The 16,532-nt window shown below is 68.8% G+C and carries 22 protein-coding genes; 14 read left to right on the top strand and 8 right to left on the bottom strand.

Features of this window, described 5'->3' with window-relative positions; genetic code table 11:
- Positions 1–3 precede the first annotated feature (3 nt).
- On the top strand, positions 4–264 hold the full coding sequence (locus tag J8M50_RS01345; protein WP_010351644.1) for a DUF3099 domain-containing protein: 261 nt from the start codon (positions 4–6) through the stop codon (positions 262–264).
- 3 nt (positions 265–267) lie between these two features.
- On the opposite strand, the gene J8M50_RS01340 is transcribed toward J8M50_RS01345, so the two are convergent.
- On the bottom strand, positions 268–867 hold the full coding sequence (locus J8M50_RS01340) for a hypothetical protein (RefSeq protein WP_010351643.1): 600 nt from the start codon (positions 865–867) through the stop codon (positions 268–270).
- Positions 868–950: 83 nt separating this feature from the next.
- On the opposite strand from J8M50_RS01340, the gene J8M50_RS01335 reads away from it, so the two are divergent.
- The gene (locus tag J8M50_RS01335) at positions 951–1,265 is read left to right on the top strand and encodes a hypothetical protein (protein WP_010351642.1); all 315 of its coding nucleotides are present in this window, start codon (positions 951–953) and stop codon (positions 1,263–1,265) included.
- A 33-nt stretch (positions 1,266–1,298) separates the two neighbouring features.
- Here the strand turns inward: J8M50_RS01335 and J8M50_RS01330 are convergent, their stop codons facing one another.
- Complete coding sequence (locus tag J8M50_RS01330) at positions 1,299–2,318, bottom strand: aldo/keto reductase (protein WP_029183559.1); 1,020 nt, start codon at positions 2,316–2,318, stop codon at positions 1,299–1,301.
- Positions 2,319–2,416: 98 nt separating this feature from the next.
- Here J8M50_RS01330 and J8M50_RS01325 point away from each other — a divergent pair, with 98 nt between their 5' ends.
- Entirely contained in the window at positions 2,417–3,331 is a 915-nt protein-coding gene (locus J8M50_RS01325; protein ID WP_010351640.1) for an AraC family transcriptional regulator, read from the top strand.
- Between the two features lie 52 nt (positions 3,332–3,383).
- On the opposite strand, the gene J8M50_RS01320 is transcribed toward J8M50_RS01325, so the two are convergent.
- The gene (locus J8M50_RS01320; protein ID WP_010351639.1) at positions 3,384–4,094 is read right to left on the bottom strand and encodes a DUF4232 domain-containing protein; all 711 of its coding nucleotides are present in this window, start codon (positions 4,092–4,094) and stop codon (positions 3,384–3,386) included.
- A 110-nt stretch (positions 4,095–4,204) separates the two neighbouring features.
- A complete protein-coding gene (locus tag J8M50_RS01315) occupies positions 4,205–4,567 on the bottom strand; it encodes a DsrE family protein (RefSeq protein WP_010351638.1) in 363 nt (120 codons plus the stop codon).
- Between the two features lie 3 nt (positions 4,568–4,570).
- Here J8M50_RS01315 and J8M50_RS01310 point away from each other — a divergent pair, with 3 nt between their 5' ends.
- Positions 4,571–4,822 carry a hypothetical protein gene (locus J8M50_RS01310; protein WP_010351637.1) on the top strand — a complete coding sequence of 84 codons (252 nt, stop codon included), beginning with the start codon at positions 4,571–4,573 and terminating at the stop codon, positions 4,820–4,822.
- A 19-nt stretch (positions 4,823–4,841) separates the two neighbouring features.
- On the opposite strand, the gene J8M50_RS01305 is transcribed toward J8M50_RS01310, so the two are convergent.
- Complete coding sequence (locus J8M50_RS01305; RefSeq protein WP_010351636.1) at positions 4,842–5,222, bottom strand: hypothetical protein; 381 nt, start codon at positions 5,220–5,222, stop codon at positions 4,842–4,844.
- Positions 5,223–5,387: 165 nt separating this feature from the next.
- Here J8M50_RS01305 and J8M50_RS01300 point away from each other — a divergent pair, with 165 nt between their 5' ends.
- The 8 genes from J8M50_RS01300 to ygfZ all read left to right on the top strand — a co-directional run bounded on the left by J8M50_RS01300 (position 5,388) and on the right by ygfZ (position 11,179).
- Positions 5,388–6,233: a helix-turn-helix domain-containing protein gene (locus J8M50_RS01300; protein ID WP_010351635.1), complete on the top strand. Its 846-nt coding sequence runs from the start codon at positions 5,388–5,390 to the stop codon at positions 6,231–6,233.
- Positions 6,215–6,487 (top strand): DUF397 domain-containing protein, encoded by a 273-nt coding sequence (locus tag J8M50_RS01295; RefSeq protein WP_029183558.1) that lies wholly within the window; start codon positions 6,215–6,217, stop codon positions 6,485–6,487. Before J8M50_RS01300 ends, J8M50_RS01295 begins: the two co-directional genes overlap by 19 nt.
- 105 nt (positions 6,488–6,592) lie before the next feature.
- On the top strand, positions 6,593–7,315 hold the full coding sequence (locus J8M50_RS01290) for a hypothetical protein (RefSeq protein ID WP_010351633.1): 723 nt from the start codon (positions 6,593–6,595) through the stop codon (positions 7,313–7,315).
- Entirely contained in the window at positions 7,312–8,124 is an 813-nt protein-coding gene (locus J8M50_RS01285; protein WP_010351632.1) for a hypothetical protein, read from the top strand. The genes J8M50_RS01290 and J8M50_RS01285 overlap by 4 nt, the downstream gene beginning before the upstream one ends.
- The gene (locus J8M50_RS01280; RefSeq protein WP_010351631.1) at positions 8,121–8,924 is read left to right on the top strand and encodes a hypothetical protein; all 804 of its coding nucleotides are present in this window, start codon (positions 8,121–8,123) and stop codon (positions 8,922–8,924) included. Before J8M50_RS01285 ends, J8M50_RS01280 begins: the two co-directional genes overlap by 4 nt.
- 196 nt (positions 8,925–9,120) lie before the next feature.
- Complete coding sequence (locus J8M50_RS01275) at positions 9,121–9,696, top strand: heme-binding beta-barrel domain-containing protein (protein WP_010351628.1); 576 nt, start codon at positions 9,121–9,123, stop codon at positions 9,694–9,696.
- Between the two features lie 16 nt (positions 9,697–9,712).
- On the top strand, positions 9,713–10,141 hold the full coding sequence (locus J8M50_RS01270; protein WP_010351626.1) for a Fur family transcriptional regulator: 429 nt from the start codon (positions 9,713–9,715) through the stop codon (positions 10,139–10,141).
- 66 nt (positions 10,142–10,207) lie between these two features.
- Entirely contained in the window at positions 10,208–11,179 is a 972-nt protein-coding gene (ygfZ, locus tag J8M50_RS01265) for a CAF17-like 4Fe-4S cluster assembly/insertion protein YgfZ (protein ID WP_010351625.1), read from the top strand.
- On the opposite strand, the gene J8M50_RS01260 is transcribed toward ygfZ, so the two are convergent.
- On the bottom strand, positions 11,176–12,024 hold the full coding sequence (locus J8M50_RS01260) for a 5'-methylthioadenosine/S-adenosylhomocysteine nucleosidase family protein (RefSeq protein ID WP_010351624.1): 849 nt from the start codon (positions 12,022–12,024) through the stop codon (positions 11,176–11,178). The two genes, ygfZ and J8M50_RS01260, sit on opposite strands and share 4 nt — an antisense overlap.
- Positions 12,025–12,201: 177 nt before the next feature.
- Here J8M50_RS01260 and J8M50_RS01255 point away from each other — a divergent pair, with 177 nt between their 5' ends.
- A complete protein-coding gene (locus J8M50_RS01255; RefSeq protein ID WP_143573299.1) occupies positions 12,202–14,352 on the top strand; it encodes a tetratricopeptide repeat protein in 2,151 nt (716 codons plus the stop codon).
- Between the two features lie 68 nt (positions 14,353–14,420).
- Here J8M50_RS01255 and J8M50_RS01250 read toward each other — a convergent pair whose 3' ends face one another.
- Together J8M50_RS01250 and dtd are read right to left on the bottom strand one after the other, a co-directional pair.
- Positions 14,421–15,269, bottom strand: a complete 849-nt coding sequence (locus J8M50_RS01250; protein WP_010351622.1) for a 5'-methylthioadenosine/S-adenosylhomocysteine nucleosidase — start codon at positions 15,267–15,269, stop codon at positions 14,421–14,423.
- A 74-nt stretch (positions 15,270–15,343) separates the two neighbouring features.
- Positions 15,344–15,769, bottom strand: a complete 426-nt coding sequence (dtd, locus tag J8M50_RS01245) for a D-aminoacyl-tRNA deacylase (RefSeq protein ID WP_029183557.1) — start codon at positions 15,767–15,769, stop codon at positions 15,344–15,346.
- A gap of 208 nt (positions 15,770–15,977) precedes the next feature.
- Between dtd and J8M50_RS01240 the strand changes: the two genes are divergently transcribed.
- Positions 15,978–16,493: an RsiG family protein gene (locus J8M50_RS01240; RefSeq protein ID WP_010351620.1), complete on the top strand. Its 516-nt coding sequence runs from the start codon at positions 15,978–15,980 to the stop codon at positions 16,491–16,493.
- Positions 16,494–16,532: the final 39 nt, after the last annotated feature.

The following is a 16,532-nucleotide window of genomic DNA, read 5'->3' as shown; positions in this document are numbered from 1 at the left end:
GGTATGTACGCACGGCGGCGACACGTGTACTTCGCCATGATGGCCACCTGCATCGGCCTCTTCGTCCTCGCCTGGAGCGTGGTGCGGATCTGGTCGATGCCGGTGGCCGTGGGGATGTGCGTGGTGGCCATGGTCATCCCCCCGCTCGCGGCGATCGTGGCGAACCGGCGGGGCCCCGAGGACCGGTGGTGGGACGACCCGTCGGGGGACCCCAAGTCCGACGAGTGGTGGGACGAACTGGACGGGAAGAAGCGACCCCGGTAGCTCTCAGGTAGTACGACTGACGGCGACGAGCAGAGGCTCGCGGGCACCGAGCCGCGCGGCGAGCTCGGCGAGGTGGCGCGGCAGCTCCCCGATTACCTCGTCCCGCCCGCTGCCGACGACCACCTCCACGGGCGTCCGCGCCGCCGGATCCCCTGCCCGGAACCACTCCCGCGCCAGCATCGAGGGCACGGTCGCGTACGCGGGCCGCGAGGCGACGTCGATCGACCCGAGCGGAAGCAGAAGCTGGACGACGGAGACGTCCGCGGCCCCGATCCGCTCCACCACACTCCCGACACACCCCAGAAACGCCCGCACCGGCAACGGCCGCTCCCCGCTCACCGCAGCCGCCCCGACCTGGAACCAGGCGATCAACTCCGGGTTTCCGGCGGCATGTTGCGGATGCCCGATGCCGGCGTCGTTCATCCCCCACAGCGTGTCCAGCCACCCCATGGCGAGCGAGCGCTGATGAAAGAGCTGGTAGGGGTCGTTCTCGGGGTCGTGCCAGGGGTGCGGGGTGTGCTCGCCGTAGAGCGCGGCGAAGAGCGTCCCCGCCGTACGCGGTGCACCAGGGACCACCCCCGGCTGCGGGACGTTCTGTTCCATGTCACCCCTCACCATCCGCAGGACTACACCGGGTAGTCCGCGCGGTGTCGGTGTACCACGGATCGAGCCGGTAGAACGGTGGCATGAGCCGAACCGCGCACTCCCCCGAGCAAGTGGTCGCTGAACGGTTGCTCGATCTCGCGCGCCTGTTCGTCACCACGCACGTGTCCTGGAAACCCCTGTTCATCGGCGCGGTGGTCACCGGTGACGACCACGCGCGCCTCTATTTCCGTTCACCCGAGCGGGACCGTACGTACGGTGTGGACGTGCGGGTCGGCAGGACGGGTCCCGGTCTGCTCGGAGCCCTGGTCTCGCCGGGGTTCCTGGCGAACGAGCAGACGCATCGGCCGTCCACCGATCCGCACTGCGATGTGACCGTCGACCTCACGGACTACTGAGGTACAGGACCGGTAAATCGGTGGCTCCCGGCGTCAGTTCCAGGTCGGCATCATGAATTCCGGGTAGCGGGAGCCTGCCGAGCCGTGGGGGAGGATTTCGTCGATGCGGGTCAAGTCGGCTGTGGTGAGGGTTAGTTCGGCTGACGCGACGTTTTCCGCCAGGCGGGTGGGGGTGCGGGTGCCGGGGATGGGGACGATGTCCTCTCCTTGCGACAGGAGCCAGGCCAGGGCGAGTTGGGGTGCCGTGGCTTCCTTGGACTCGGCCAGGGTCGTCAACTCCCTTACCGCTTGCAGGTTCTTCTCGTAGTTTCCCGGCTGCCAGCGTTCGTCCCAGCGGCGCATGTCGTCCTCGGCGTACTCCGCGGCCGGCTTCACCGCACCCGTGAGGAAGCCGCGTCCCAAGGGGGAGTACGGGACGAGACCGATCCCCAACTCGCGCAGCAGCGGCAGGATTTCGGCCTCCACCGCGCGCTCGAAGACGGAGTACTCCGTCTGGAGGACCGACACCGGGTGTACGGCGTGGGCGCGACGGATCGTGTCCGGGCCCGCCTCACTGAGGCCGAAGAAGCGGACCTTCCCCTCGGCGATCAGCTCGCCGACCGCGCCGGCGACGTCCTCGATCGGGACGTCGGGGTCGACGCGGTGCTGGTAGAGGACGTCGATGTGGTCGGTGCCGAGGTGGCGGAGGCTCTCCTCGGTGACCTTGCGGATGTTCTCGGGGCTGCTGTCGAGGTGGGACCCGACGCGGCTCAGGTCGGAGAGGTCGGAGAGGTCGAAGCCGAACTTCGTCGCGAGGAGGACCTCATCGCGGAAGGAGGCGACCGCGCGGCCGAGGAGCTGCTCGTTGCTCCCCGTACCCCAGCCGTACAGCTCGGCCGTGTCGAAGAGCGTAACTCCCAGGTCGTACGCCCGATGGATGGTGGCGATGCCGCTCTGCTCGTCCCCGGCGCCGTAGGCCATGGTCATACCCATCGTCCCGAGACCGATCGCGCCGGCCGTCAGACCCTGGGTGCCGAGGGTGCGGAGGGGAAGTTTCGAGGTGTTCTCTGCCATGCCCTCGAAGCTACGGAGCGGACGGCCCGGCGGCATGGGGCAGCAGTCTCATAAACTTGCCTGATCCTCTCAGCCCCCGCAGCCAAGGGAGCCGCGTCGTGCTCGACCGTCTCGCCGCCGCCGTCGGACGTCACCTCGTAGTACCCGGGGGTGACACAGCCGTCCCCCACCTCATGCTCTCCGGGGTCGACGAGGAGGGGAAGTCCTACGACGGCCTCTACGAGCCCATGATCTGCTTCGTCGTCGAGGGCGCGAAGAGAGTCACGTCCGGGGACGTCACCGCGATCGCGGGCCCCGGCGAGCTGCTGCTCACGCCGCTGCACCTGCCGGCCGTCGTCGACCTGGTGAAGGTGCCGTACCGGTCCGCCGTCCTGCGGCTCGACGCGGGCACGGTCACCGAGTTGCTCATGGAACTTGAGAGCTACGGGGACTACGAGGGCTACGCGGAGTACGCCCGCTCCGCCCCGCAGGGGATCGTCAGCACGGCCATCACCCCCGCGCTCGTGGACGCCGTGACCCGCTGGGTGGAGCTGCTCGACTCACCCGAGGACATCGGCCCCCTCGCCGCGCGCACGGAGAGCGAGATCCTGTACCGGCTGCTGCGCACCGACCTCGGCCCCCTGCTGCGGGAGGCGTTCCTCACGGACTCGGCGACCTCCCGGGTCCGGGTCGCCGCGCGGTGGATCACGGAGCGGTACGACCAGCCGCTGAGTGTCGAGGAGATCGCGGCCGTCGCGCACATGAGTGCCGCCGGGCTGCACCGGCATTTCAAGGCGGTCACGGGGTTGACACCTCTGAAGTACCAGAAGCGGCTGCGGATGCAGGAGGCGCGGCGGCGGCTGGTGAGCGAGGGGGAGTCCGCCGCGCAGGTCGCGCACGCGGTGGGCTACTCCAGTGCTACCCAGTTCAACCGGGAGTACCGGACCGAGTACGGCTTGCCCCCGGGACAGGACGCGGCACGGCTGAGGGCGGAGCCGGGGGTGTACTCCGCCCCCGGCCGCGTCACCCCCTGAGTCACCCCAGGGGAGTCACCGGGTACATCTCAGGTACTAGCGCCCTGTCGGTTCAGCTGCCCTGCCCCGCGCTGTCGATCGGGCCGACCTCGACCGAGGCGCCGCCGCCCTCGGTGACGGGGAGGGAGGCGGCGCCCGGCCAGGCGAGGGAGACCGTGCGGGTGTCGTTCGGCGGGGTGACGAGGAGGCCGGTGATGCGGACGCCGGAGCCGCCGGAGTCGTTGGCCGGGTAGAAGACCGGGAAGAAGACCTCCGCGCCGCTCTTGAGGGTCGTGGCGGCGTTCGGCTGGCCGCTGCGCTTCGCGGAGATCGTGCCGGAGCTGGTCTTCAGGTCGACGCCCGCGAAACCCGAGATCGTGCAGGACTTGCCGCTCTTGTTCTTCAGCGTGACGACGACCGTGCGCGTGCTGTCGTTCTTGATCGTGTTGTCGGATGCCGTGATCGTCAGCGAGTCGGCGCCGCAACGGCCGCTCTTGGCAGCGGAGTTGGAGCCGGAACCTCCGGTGGTGGAGCCGCTTGAACCCGAACCGCCGTTTGTCGCCGACGTGTTGGAGCCCGAGCCGGTGCCGCCGGTGGCCGACCCGGCCGTACCCGAACCTCCGGTCGTCGAACCGGACGTACCCGAACCCCCCGTCGTCGCAGCGGAGTTGGAAGCAGGCGACGACGGGTCGCTCTTGGCCGTGCTGTCACTGGAGCCGCACGCGGTCAGAGACAGACCGGCGGCGACGGCAACGGCGGCGATGGTGAGCTTCTGAACGCGCATCGTGTTTCTTCCCCAACTTCGGTACGGGCGTGCCGTTTACGACTGTGATGAGAGGTCCCGGCGGCCCCTGGTTCCGCTCAACTCGCCTCTAAGACACCCCCGTTACAAGATCAATACACGAGCGCCTGCACCCCGTCCCCGAGCGCCTCCTGCACGAACACCTGCGCCCCGGCGATCCGGACCCCCTCGATCACGTCCTTCTCCGTGATGTCCCGCCGCGCCGCGCACTGCGTGCACAGCGTGACCTGACCGGCGGACAGGATCGTGTCGAGGAGGTCCGGCAGGGGGGCCGCGTGGGGGAGTTCGAACTCCGCCGCCTTGCCCGGCAGCGCGAACCACGCGGACTCGCCGGTGAGCCACAGCGACACCTCCACCCCGCTCGCCACCGCCACCGAGGCCACGGTGAAGGCCTGCGAGCAGCGTTCGGGGGCGTCGGCACCCGCGGTCACCTTGATAACCAGCTTCTTGGACATGCCGTGCAGCGTAGTGCGGCCTACGTCGCCGTCGCCGCGATCACCGCGACCAGCGTGGCGACGCTCAGCGCGGTCAGAACGCCGCTCCAGAAAGCGTCCTCGCTCATCAGCCGCCTCGCTCTGCGCCGCACCCGGCGCCCACGAGACGCCGCTCTCTGCGGCAACTCACTCTGTACGGTGGTGAGTTCGGCTTTCGGCGTCCACGGCAACGCGGGCGGGGGAACCGCGTACGCCGGGTACACCTCCTTGATCTGACCGGGGTCAGGGCGCCATGTCACGCCGGGTGCGCCTGCCTGTGGTGACGCCTCATCAGGACCCTCGCGTCCACCCCCGCGCTCAGGTCCTTCTCGTCGCTCGCGGTCTGTGCGAGCCGCACCAACTCCGCGCAGCGCGCGCAGTTCGGGTGCGGGTCGGGGACCTTCGTGATGTCCACGGTCGGCTCCAACAGCGGGTACTTGCGGGCCGCTTGGACGTTCGCCGCCTTCACGCCGGCGCCGATGCGCTCGCTGTCGGTGGGGGGCCGGAGGCTGTCGGGGTCGGCCTGCCACTCGATGCCGCCGCCGACGGGGCGGAGCATCGCGTACTTGCCGGAGCGGGCCTGGAACTCCCCCACCTTGTCGGTCGTGGGGTCGTAGAGGAGGGTTCCGGGTTCCATGGGTTTACATCCTTTCGCCCAACATCTATACGGAATGCGGTTGTTGTACTACTCTGCGCATTCCTGGGTAGTACGAGGATGACCCAAGCGGGGACGCCTTCGCACCCCGGACAGGCGCAAAGGCAACGCGGGAATGTCCATAGGCAGCAGGAGGGTGAGAAGGCGATGCCAGTCAGGAGGCCGATCACGGGGCGGAGTGGGGGACCCAGGGAGAGATTCGCGCAGGAGGTGAAGAAGGCGCGGCTCCAAAAGGGCGTCTCGTTAAGGAAGTTGGCGGAGGATCTGGGCTGGAGCGAGTCGCTGCTCAGCAGGATGGAGAACGGCGTCCTGCTCGGCGGACCGGACGTGGTCGAGGCGCTCGACGTCTACTACGGGACCGGGGACAAGCTGCTGATCCTGTGGGAGTTGGCGGTTGCCGACAAGAACCAGTTCAAGCTGAAGTACCGGCCGTACATGGAGTTGGAGGAGAAGGCCGTAGCTCTGTGGCAGTACTCCCCGACCACGATCCCCGGACTGCTTCAAAGCGCCGAGTATGCGAGGGCGGCGCTCATGGCTGGTGGTTACGAGGGGGAGGAGTTGGAGCGGCAGATCGAAGCGCGACTCGGCCGTCAGCGAGCGCTCTTCGATCCGGACAACCCGGTGCCGTTCCGGTCGATCATGTCGGAGGCCGTGCTTCGCAATCCGCTGCGTGATCCGCGGGAGTGGCGCAAGCAGTTGGAGTTCCTGCTGGAGGTGTTGGACCTGCCCAACGCCAACATTCAAGTGTTGCCGTTCGGCACGGGACTGCATCGTCTGGTCAACACCGACATGATGTTCCTGGAGCTGTCGGGCGGGAAGATCGTCGCCTACGGTGAGAGCGACGTACAGAGTGAACTGTTCGAGGAAACCAGCAGGGTTGCGGGCCTTAACCGCACTTATGATGCCCTACGTGACTTGGCGTACAGTCCCGCCGAGACACGACAGTTCATCATGCGTCTGCTGGAGGAATTGCCGTGCGATCCATCGACTTGAGCAGCGTCTCGTGGCGCAAGAGTTCCTACAGCAACACCGATGGCGGCAACTGCCTCGAAGTTTCCGACGACTTGCTCAGTACGGCTGCGTGGCGCAAGAGCTCCTACAGCAACACCGACGGCGGCCAGTGCCTCGAAGTCTCCGACAGCATCCCCTCCCTCGTCCCCGTCCGCGACAGCAAGGACCCCTCCGCCGGTTCCCTCCTCTTCGCCGCCGACTCCTGGGCCGCCTTCCTCGTTGGTATCAAGTCGTAACTCTTGGGTCGTACAACCACCCCTGATACCTACGAGTCTCCTGTGAAGCGTGCACGCCAAGTGCGCGCTTCACTTCTTTGTCCGGTTCTTTTCCGGGGGGACTTGTTGGAACGCCGGGGTCGTACGGCCCTACTCATCTCCACCGCCGCCTGCCTCGGGGTACTCGGCGGAGTCTGCACGGGCTACCTCGTCCAGGCCGAACGCTCGCCCACACCCTTGCCGCCCCTCTCCCAGGCGACGGTCCCACAGGCCAAGGGCAACACACCCGAGCCGCTTTCCGCCGCCCGCGACCGCCGCGTCAAGGTCGACGGGGATCTGAAGAAACTGCTGGTCGAGCCGCCGAAGGGAGCCAGGGAGAAAGGGGACGACGGCTGGCGGGGTGGTCCCCGCTGGATCAACCTCTCCCAGTACTCGTCCTCCTACGTCAACCCCTCCGGCGCCTTCATCAGCTCGGTCAAGAGCGAGTTCCGCCGCGCCGCCACGATCATCTGGGCCGAGGGCGGGAGCCGCACCGTCGAGGTGAAACTCGTGCAGTTCAACCAGAACGACGGCACGGTCGGCGCCTCCGAGGAAGCCGAGAACGGGCAGTACTGGTCCGACGAGAAGAGCGACACCCGGAGCTGGACCATCCCCGGCATGGGAACGCTGAACGGCCGGGCCTCCGTCCACGACACCCCTGAGCGCAAGGCCGGGTACCTCCCGCTCTACTCCGCCGAGGCCCACGCCTGGCGCGGCGACCTCTACGCCGAGATCTACATGTACGACACGAAGCCGATCCCCAAGGCCACGATCATGGGGCTGGCACAGCGGCAGATGGGGAAGCTGTGAGCGACGAGAACGCCGGGGACGTCGAGGAGACGCGTACCCCTGAGGTAGTCCCCGGGGACGACTCCGGGTCCCCCGCCGAGAAACCGGCTCGCCGGGGTCGTACCCGTCTCATACTCGGGTCCGCCCTCCTCGCCGCCGTAGTCCTCGCGGGGGTCGGGTACACCGTCGTCACCGTGCGGGGTGCCGAGCATGACCCCGGAGCCGCGCGCTGGAAGTTCCCGAAGCCTGTCGCGTCCGCGTCCGAGAAGCCGGCCGCAGGCACGTTGCGGGCGTTCTTCGTGCCCTACGGGACGTACGGGTTCCGGCCCGGTCCCGACCTGGAGGCCTACGGGCACGACGTCGAGTTCAACGAGCGGCAGGCCACCGCTGTGCGTGTGCAGCAGCTCAAGGACATGCCCCGGAAGTACCGGGACGCCGTCGAGAAACACAAGCTCAAGGGCATGGCCATGCGCACCTACCTGAGCGCGGAAACCGGCGACGACGACTCCTCCTTCATGGTCCAGGTCGGGCTGAGCCGTTTCGCCGACCGGAGCACTGTGAAGCTTGTCGAGGACGTGTACCGCGCCATGGCCGCGTCGGGCGACTTCGGCAAGGGGCCGGTGATCAAGGGGCACAAGAACGTCACGTGCCTCGCCGCGTCGGACGACAAAAAGAAGGACACGCTCGGTGCCGTTCAGTGCACGGGCGGCGTCGGTGACCTGGTCGTCTCCTTCATCGCGACGGGGACCGACCCGCTGGACACCAAGGGAATCGCCGCGTTCGTCACCAAGCAGCTCGACCGGATCGGGGATGCGGGGCGTGCGGTATGAGTGAGCAGACGCAGGAACAGGCTGTGCCGGAAGAGGTCGTCGCGCCGTCCCCCGAAGCGCCCAAGGCGCGGCGCGTGCTGCGCGGCATCCTGCGGTGGACCGTCGCCGTCGCCGTGTTCGGGGTGCTCGGCGCGGGGACGGCGTACGGGATCACGCGGATGGAGCGGACCGACGTACCCGGGCTCGGTACTACCTCCGACGGACGATGGGACTACCCCGAGATCCAGCGGCCCGTCGCCGGCGCCGATCTGCGGGCCTACGTGCTGCCTACCCCTCAGGGTGCAGTCGAGGACGTAGCTCTCAAGGGGGACGGCGGGTGGCTCGCCGTGAAGGACTTCCTCGCCGTGTACGAGTCCGCCGACAGCCGGACCAAGATGGGGGAGTACCTCAAGGACTACGGGCTGAGGCACATCGCCGCACGGGGGTGGACCACCGCCGACGGTACTCATACCTCCGTATACCTCCTGCGCCTCGACGACTCCGCCGTCGTCGACCGGCTGCGCGAGAACCTCACCGGGTACGACGCGCCCTTCTACCCCGCGCGCGGTGCCGAGGAGACCGAGTTCGACGACGGGATCCCGTACGAGTCCAACGTCCAGGGCGTCGACCGGGACGTCTACGACGAGAAGAAGCCCTACGGCGCCGAGCAGCTCCGGCAGGCGTACCTGTTCCACGCCGACGTCATGGCCGTCGTACTCCAGTCCCGCAAGGGGGCCGCCGCGAGCGTGCCGTTCCAGCAGACCGTCGTACTCCAGAGCCAGCTCCTCGCCTCCTCCCCCGGGGTGACCCCGGCCCGATGAGTGGCCCGGACCCCGGCGGCGTAAGCTGGGGTCCGGCCTTGTGTACCTGAATCGCGCCTCTAGGAGCACCCCGTGCTTGAAGTCTTCTTCGAAGCTCTCCTCGTCCTGGTCTGCGTCGGCGTGCTCGCGTTCGCCGGGCTGACCGTGAAGAAGCTGTACCAGGGCCAGCGCTGACCCCGTCCGACCAGGAAGCCTGATGATCGAGATTCCGTCCGACCTGCACAAGGACCTCCTCCCGCTGACGTTCCTCCTCGGCCAGTGGGCCGGCGCGGGCGTGCACGACTTCCCCGGCTCGGAGAAGTGCAACTTCGGTCAGGAGGTGTCGTTCACCCAGGACGGCCGTGACTTCCTGGAGTACACCTCTCATACCTGGGTACTGGACAACGACGGCAACAAGGTCCGCCCCCTGGAGTCCGAGCACGGCTTCTGGCGCATCGACGCGGACCGCAAGGTCGAGGTCACGATGGTCCGTGACGACGGCGTCGTAGAGATCTGGTACGGCGAGCTGGCGGCCAAGCAGCCCCAGATCGACCTGGTCACGGACGCCGTAGCCCGTACGGGTGCCTCCCAGCCGTACACCGGTGGTAAGAGGCTGTACGGCTACGTCAAGAGCGACCTCATGTGGGTCGGCGAGAAGCAGACTCCCGACGTAGAACTCAGGCCGTACATGTCCGCGCACCTCAAGAAGGTCGTCACCCCGGATGACGTGGCCCGCTGGGCCAGGGCCCTCCCGGAGGACATGCCGGATGACGGGATCGCTTTCTTCAAGTAGTCCTAGACTCTCCAGTGTGGTGAGCACCGACTGGAAGAGCGACCTCAGGCAGCGTGGGTACCGGCTGACGCCGCAGCGGCAGCTTGTGTTGGAAGCCGTGGACACGCTGGAGCATGCGACCCCCGACGACATCCTCGTGGAAGTGAGGAAGACGGCGTCGGGGGTCAACATTTCCACGGTCTACCGGACGCTGGAGCTGTTGGAAGAGTTGGGGCTGGTCAGCCATGCGCATCTCGGGCATGGCGCGCCGACCTACCACCTCGCCGACCGGCACCATCATCTGCATCTCGTGTGCCGGGACTGCGACCGGGTGATCGAGGCGGACATGGAGGTGGCGGGCGTGTTCACGGACGCGCTGCGGGAGCGGTTCGGGTTCGAGACCGACATGAAGCACTTCGCGATCTTCGGGCGGTGCGCGGAGTGTTCGGCGAAGGAGAGGGAGTAGCGGACTACGCGGCGGAGGGGCGGGAGCCTCGCCGGGTTCCGGGAGCAGCGTCGTAGGGTTGGGACCATGAAGAGTCCCTTGCTGTCCTTGCCGGGTGCGGTGTCCGCGGAGGGTGTGGACGACGGTGTCGCCGCCCACTACGGAGAGCTGTTCCGGGAGCAACGGGCGCTCGCCGACGGGCGGGGGTTCGTCGACCTGTCGCACCGGGGCGTCGTCGCCGTCACCGGGGACGACCGGCTGGCCTGGCTGCACCTGCTGCTCACCCAGCATGTGAGCGACCTCGCCGCGGGCGTCGCCACCGAGTCGCTGATCCTCTCCGCGAACGGGCACATCGAGCACGCGCTGTACCTCGTCGACGACGGGGCGACCGTGTGGGCGCACGTCGAGCCCGGGTCGCAGGAGGCGCTGATCGCGTACCTGGAGTCCATGAAGTTCTTCTACCGGGTCGAGGTCGAGGACCGGACTTCCGGCTTCGCCGTCGTCCATCTGCCGGCCGGGTCCGTGGTCGAGGTGCCCGCTTCCGTCGTGGTGCGGGAGACGCCGTACGGGCGTGATCTTTTCCTGCCTCGTGCGGAGCTGGAAGAGTTCGCGGGGCGGGTGGGGGATGCTGCCGGGCTCCTTGCGTACGAGGCGCTGCGGGTCGAGCAGCATCGGCCCCGGGTCGGGTTCGAGACCGATCACCGGACCATTCCGCATGAGTTGGGGTGGATCGGGAGTGCCGTTCATCTTCAGAAGGGGTGCTATCGGGGGCAGGAGACGGTGGCCCGTGTCCAGAACCTCGGGAAGCCTCCTCGGCGGCTCGTGTTTCTCCATCTCGACGGTAGCGAGGTGCAGTTGCCGGGGCATGGGGCGGAGGTTCGGGTCGCTTCCTCGGAGGGGGAGGAGGGGCGGAAGATCGGGTTCGTGACGACTGCTGCTCGGCATCATGAACTCGGGCCTATCGCGCTGGCGTTGGTGAAGCGGAATGTGCCGGTGGATGCGGAGTTGGTGGTGGGGGAGAAGACGGCTGCGGCTCAAGAGGTTGTTGTGGAGCCCTAGTTGTCCTCGGGCGGGGGGTCCGCCGTGATCTTTCCCGGGGGGGTGTTGAAGAAGGTGTTGCCGCGGATGCTGATGTCGCCGGCGCTCTGCATGATGTGGGTGGCCTGGCTGGTGGCTGTGAAGCGTGGTGGCGGGCCGAGTTTGCGGAGTATGGCCGCTGCCGCTGACGCCGCACGGGCGGCGGCGAGCGACTGCGCGCGCCGGGGATCCCCGGGAATCTTGGACCTGTCCGCTACATCGCTGATGCCACGGACCGTGAGCATCTCCAACCCGGTGGTCAGATGCGCCACATGAGCCACGCCCGCGCCTTCCATCTCGACGGCGAGCGCGTCGTTGTAGGAGCGCTTCAACTGGTCCAGCAGCGAAGCGCGTTCGTCGTTGAGTACGACGTCACTGGCCACCATTGCGCCGAAGTGGACCCCGGGCAGATCGCGTAGGGCGGACCGCGCTGTCTGCGTCATCCGGTAGGAGGAATGCCATGACTGGGGGCGGGCGTAGAAGCCCTCAGGCGTCTGCTTCCCCCCTTGAAAGGCGTAGATCTTGGTGGCGACCACGAGATCGCCGACCTCCAGGGTGTCCTTGAGGCCGCCCGCGATACCGATGAACAGGAGTGCGTCGGGGCGGAGTTGGCGTACGACATCCTCGATGAGGATCGCGGCAGGGGTGTGCGTGGAACTGACGTCCGCAAGCGCCACCTGCCAGGCGCTGTCCGGCAGTTCACCCACTTCGACGGAGAGCGCGATGCCGACCATCCGCTCCCCCAGGCCGGTGAGGAGTGACCGCACGGCCTCATACTCCAGGGGTAGTCCGGTGATGATTGCCACCAGGGGTTGCCCGTCCGGCATGTGACCACCTCGCCCGTATGCCGTCGTCCGCGTCCGTGCGACGGGGTTCGACCTCCAACACTCTAGTGTCGGCACACCGCGCGGGTACCCGTATCCAACTGCGGAATTCGGCGGACGGGGTGCAGCGCCGGGTGGTGCGGTACTACCGTGGACGGCATCCGCAGTACGGGGGACAGCATGGAGTCGGCCCTTCAAGCGCTGCTGAGCGCGCTGACCGACGGGGCGGCGGGCCCGGTCGGCCAGGACCTGGCGCGGAAGCTGGCCGAGTTCCTCGCCCTAGGCGAGCGCGGGGCCGTACCGCAGCCCCTGCGCGACCGGTTGGGGCAACTGCTGACCAACAGCCCTGACACCGCACGCGCGTTGGGCGCGGCCATGGAGAAACTCCGGCCCGGGAGCGCCGCGTTGGTGGGCGGGGACCACATCGACTTCGACGGGCTCTTCCTCGGCAACGTGACCGGCGCCGTACTGCACCAGCACTTCCACCCCGCGCCGGCGCCCGCCGAACCCGATCCGATCGCCGTCGGTTCCCTGCCGCCCGCGACGCCGAGCTTCACCGGGCGCGATGAGCTGCTCGAACAACTGGACGACTTCCTGCGCCCGGCCCCCGGGCCGCCGCAACCCGGCACGGTCACGGCGGCGGTGCTGGCCGGTATGGCGGGGGTCGGGAAGACCGCACTCGCCACCGAGGCGGCGCACGCGGCCAAGGACACGGGGTGGTTCCCCGGCGGCTTCCTCTTCATCGACCTGCACGGCCACGACCACGCGACCGTCGCCGCCGAACAAGCGCTCGGCACCCTGCTCGAAGACCTCGGCACACCGGCCGAGCACCTCACCACTCAGGAACAGCGGGTCAACCGCTACCGCAGCCAGTTGGACCAATGGCCCGACCGGGTGCTGATCTTCGCGGACAACGCGGCCTCCCCCGAACAGGTCCGGCCGCTGCTCCCCGCCGACTCCCGCCACCGCATCCTGATCACCTCACGCACCGCGATCCCCCAACTCGGCGCCCATCACCTGCCGTTGGGGCAGCTCTCGCCGAAGGCCGCGGTCGCCCTGCTCGACCAGGCGCTGCGGCTCGCCAACGGGACGGACTCCCGGATCGCCGACGCGGCGGACGCGGCCCTCGAACTCGCCGGGCTCTGCGGGTACTTGCCGCTGGCCCTCCAGATCGCCGCCGCGCAACTCGTCTGGGACCCGCACAAGCCCGTGGCCGAGGCGGTGAGCGAACTGCGCGATCAGAGAACGCGGTTGGCGTTCCTCGACGACGGGGAGCGCAGCGTACAGGCCGCCTTCGACCTGTCGTACCAGCGGCTGACCGCCGAACAGGCCGGCCTCTTAAGGATGTTGGCCGAGGCGCCGGGACCCGAGACAGGTGCCGAGATGCTTGCGGCGCTGCTCGGGGGCGCGCCTCGGCCGGGCGTGCTCGCCGCCCTGGAGCGGGCGTATCTCGTCGACCGCAGCAGCAGCCGTACGGAGTGGCGACTGCACGATCTGGTACGGGTGTTCGCCACGCAGGTCGCGGGCGACGACCCTGCCTGCGTGGCGGAGCGGGGGGACGCGCGGGAGCGTGCCCTCACGCACTATCTGGGCCGGGCCGACGAGGCCGACAACCATCTCCGGGGAATCTCAGGGGAGTTCCGCTGTTTCGCGAATCCGGACGAGGCTCTGGGCTGGCTCGACAAGGAGCGGCTCGGGCTGCTGGCCGCCGTCGAGTGGGGTGTGGCGGACCGGTACACCGCTCGCGCGCTCGACCTCGCGCTCTGCCTCACCGAATACCTGCGCGGGCGTGGGCTGTTGGAGGAGGTGCTGGCCGTCAACCGGCTGGCGCGGGAGTACGCCGCGCGCCTCGGAGACCGGCTGCGGGAGGCGACCGCCTGGCAGAACGCCGGTGACGCGCTGGCGAGTTCACGGCCGGACGAGGCGATCGAGGCATTCGGGCGGGCCGGTGACCTCCACCGGGCCCGGGGGGACCGGGTGGGCGAGGCCACGCAGTGGAACAACCGGGCGATCGCCGAGGCGTTGCGGGGTGAACTCGACGCGGCCGACGAGGCGTTCAGGCGGGCGCTCGCTCTGCGCAGGATGGCGGGGGACCTGCACGGCGAGGCGATGGTGTGGAACAACCTGGCTGTCGTACTGCGGGAGTCGGGGCGGGAGGCGGAGGCGTTCGGTGCGTTCGCCGAAGCGGGGAAACTGCTGGAGGGGCTGGGGGACCGGGACCGGGCCTCGGAGACGTACCAGAACCTCGGCAGGGCTCTGGCGGCGGCGGGGCGGGAGGAGGAGGCGGCCGAGGCGTTCGCTCGGGGGCGGGCGGTCATGGAGTCGCAGTGAGGGCGGGACTTGAGGACGGCGGGAGTGGGGCTCGTAACTGCCCTTCAGAGCACGGGAGTTCGCCGTGGTCAGTCCCGCTGCCGGGGGTTCTGGTACACGATCTTGCCGATGACGGGGGCGTTGTTGATGTTGTGCCGGAGGTCGATGTGGTCGCCGCCGTACGTGTTCGCGTCGCCCGCCTGAGCCGTGTCGGCCGTGCCGGGGCGGGGGGAGAGAGCGCGGATGACGGCGAAGGCGGCTTCGGCGGCGTTCGCCGCCGCGCGGAGCTGGGAGCCGGAGGCGTCCGCCTTCGCCTTGCGGCCGTTCGCCAGATCGCTGATGCCCCGGATGATGGCCGCGTCCACGCGGTCGCTCAAGTGGGCTGCGTGCGCAACGCCGTTGCCCTCCATCTCGATCGCCGCCGCGTCCTCGTAGTGGTCCTCAAGATGCTTCGCGACCGCAGAGAGGTCGTCGTCGAGGAGGACGTCGCCGGCGGCGATCGGTTTGAAGTGGGCCCTGGTGCCCAGCGTGTGGCGGGCCGCCTGGTCCAGGCGCTGGCTGGCCCGCCAGGAGTCGGGGCGTACCTTGAAGCCCTTCTTCGTCTCCCGGCCGCCGTGGTAGGCGTACACCTTCGTGGCGAAGACGACGTCGCCGAGCTTCACCTTCTTCTTGAGGGAGCCCGCCACCCCGACGAACACGACGGCCTGCGGCTTCAGCCAGTTGATGGCCCGCTCGGTGAGCACGGCCGCGTTCACCGCGCCCTCCCCCATCTGTACGAGGGCGACCTGCCAGGGGGTTTCGGCGAGGGGGCCGATCTGGGCCCGGGTGCCGGTGTCGTGCTCGATCGTGCGGAGGCGGTCGAGGTGAGCTCTCACCGCCTCGTACTCCAGGGGGAGGGCGGTCAGGACGACGATCGTGGGGAGCTCTGGGTTGGTCACGGAGACGGCCTCGCTTCGATGGGAGGTTCCTGAGTCCGACCGTAGAGGATCCGTCCCTCCGAAGGGGTAGGTACCTACATCTCCAGTAGTACCGTGAACGGGCCGTCGTTCGTGAGGGATACCCGCATCTGGGCTCCGAAGCGGCCCGTCGTCACCGTCGCACCCAGCGCACGCAGTTCCGATACGACGGCCTCGACGAGGGGCTCGGCGATGTCGCCGGGGGCTGCCGCGTTCCACGTGGGGCGGCGGCCCTTGCGCGCGTCGCCGTACAGCGTGAACTGGCTGATCACCAGCAGCGGGGCGTTGATGTCGCTGCACGACCTCTCGTCCGCCAGCATGCGGATCGACCAGAGTTTCCTGGCCAGTTGGGCCGCCTTCTCCTTCGTGTCCTCGTGGGTCACACCCACCAGGACACACAGGCCCTCGCCTTCGAACCCGCCGACCGTCTCGCCCTCGACGACCACGCTCGCGCCGTCCGCTCTCTGCACCACTGCTCGCATGGACCCATGATGCCGGGTGGCTCCCGGGGGCTACGCCGGGTGGTGGCTCCACGGTCGTAACCGGGTAGCTCCAGGGTCGTACAGGGTGGCTAAAGCCCCCCATCTGGGGCCGTTCGGGGGCACTCGGTCACATAGCGGCCACTTGGGGTGGCACCATGCTTCCCACACGCCCGGTCGTGGGGACGGTCGAGGGGACGGTAAGAGGCGGATGAGCACACTCAGTACATCGGGTACGCGGTACGAGGAGCACGACCTGTCCCGGCTCAGCCTGGTCGAGCTGCGCGACCTGCGCCGGGACGCGCTGCGCGACGAGGCCGATCTCAGTTACGTACGGCGGCTGTTGCAGGGCCGGATCGACATTCTGCGGGCCGAGCTGGCCTGCCGGGGGACCGCCGTGGTGGGGGGCGTGGTGGAGCGGCTCTCGGAGATCCTCGCGGACGGGCCCGCGCGGTACCGGTCCTCCGCGCGGCACGTCACCCTGGGCACCCCTCAGGGGGAGGAGTACCGGAAGCTGGCGGCGGAGATGCTGGGCGAGGTGGAGCTGTCGGACCTGTCCGCCCGTACGGACGGGGAGCTGAGCGAGGCGATGGGGAGACTGGAGACGTACGAGCAGGAGGTCTCGCGGCGGCGGCAGGGGTTGCAGCGGGCGGCGGACGACTGCGGGGGCGAGATCACCCGGAGGTATCGGGAGGGTGAGGCGCAGGTGGAGGATCTGCTGGGGTGAGGGTGTGCGCCGGGGAGGTCGTACCTCAGAGGTAGGCCG

Source organism: Streptomyces acidiscabies (assembly GCF_020010905.1).
Taxonomy (GTDB): Bacteria; Actinomycetota; Actinomycetes; order Streptomycetales; family Streptomycetaceae; genus Streptomyces; species Streptomyces acidiscabies.
This window is presented reverse-complemented; position numbering and strand designations above follow the sequence as displayed.

Coding starts and splice junctions, on each gene's coding strand:
- dtd (WP_029183557.1), bottom strand. CDS start 15,769: ATGCGAGCAGTGGTGCAGAGAGCGGACGGCGCGAGCGTGGTCGTCGAG.
- J8M50_RS01300 (WP_010351635.1), top strand. CDS start 5,388: ATGCCAGTCAGGAGGCCGATCACGGGGCGGAGTGGGGGACCCAGGGAG.
- J8M50_RS01320 (WP_010351639.1), bottom strand. CDS start 4,094: ATGCGCGTTCAGAAGCTCACCATCGCCGCCGTTGCCGTCGCCGCCGGT.
- J8M50_RS01340 (WP_010351643.1), bottom strand. CDS start 867: ATGGAACAGAACGTCCCGCAGCCGGGGGTGGTCCCTGGTGCACCGCGT.
- J8M50_RS01345 (WP_010351644.1), top strand. CDS start 4: ATGTACGCACGGCGGCGACACGTGTACTTCGCCATGATGGCCACCTGC.
- J8M50_RS01240 (WP_010351620.1), top strand. CDS start 15,978: ATGAGCACACTCAGTACATCGGGTACGCGGTACGAGGAGCACGACCTG.
- J8M50_RS01275 (WP_010351628.1), top strand. CDS start 9,121: ATGATCGAGATTCCGTCCGACCTGCACAAGGACCTCCTCCCGCTGACG.
- J8M50_RS01335 (WP_010351642.1), top strand. CDS start 951: ATGAGCCGAACCGCGCACTCCCCCGAGCAAGTGGTCGCTGAACGGTTG.
- J8M50_RS01315 (WP_010351638.1), bottom strand. CDS start 4,567: ATGTCCAAGAAGCTGGTTATCAAGGTGACCGCGGGTGCCGACGCCCCC.
- J8M50_RS01255 (WP_143573299.1), top strand. CDS start 12,202: ATGGAGTCGGCCCTTCAAGCGCTGCTGAGCGCGCTGACCGACGGGGCG.
- J8M50_RS01280 (WP_010351631.1), top strand. CDS start 8,121: ATGAGTGAGCAGACGCAGGAACAGGCTGTGCCGGAAGAGGTCGTCGCG.
- ygfZ (WP_010351625.1), top strand. CDS start 10,208: ATGAAGAGTCCCTTGCTGTCCTTGCCGGGTGCGGTGTCCGCGGAGGGT.
- J8M50_RS01305 (WP_010351636.1), bottom strand. CDS start 5,222: ATGGAACCCGGAACCCTCCTCTACGACCCCACGACCGACAAGGTGGGG.
- J8M50_RS01330 (WP_029183559.1), bottom strand. CDS start 2,318: ATGGCAGAGAACACCTCGAAACTTCCCCTCCGCACCCTCGGCACCCAG.
- J8M50_RS01260 (WP_010351624.1), bottom strand. CDS start 12,024: ATGCCGGACGGGCAACCCCTGGTGGCAATCATCACCGGACTACCCCTG.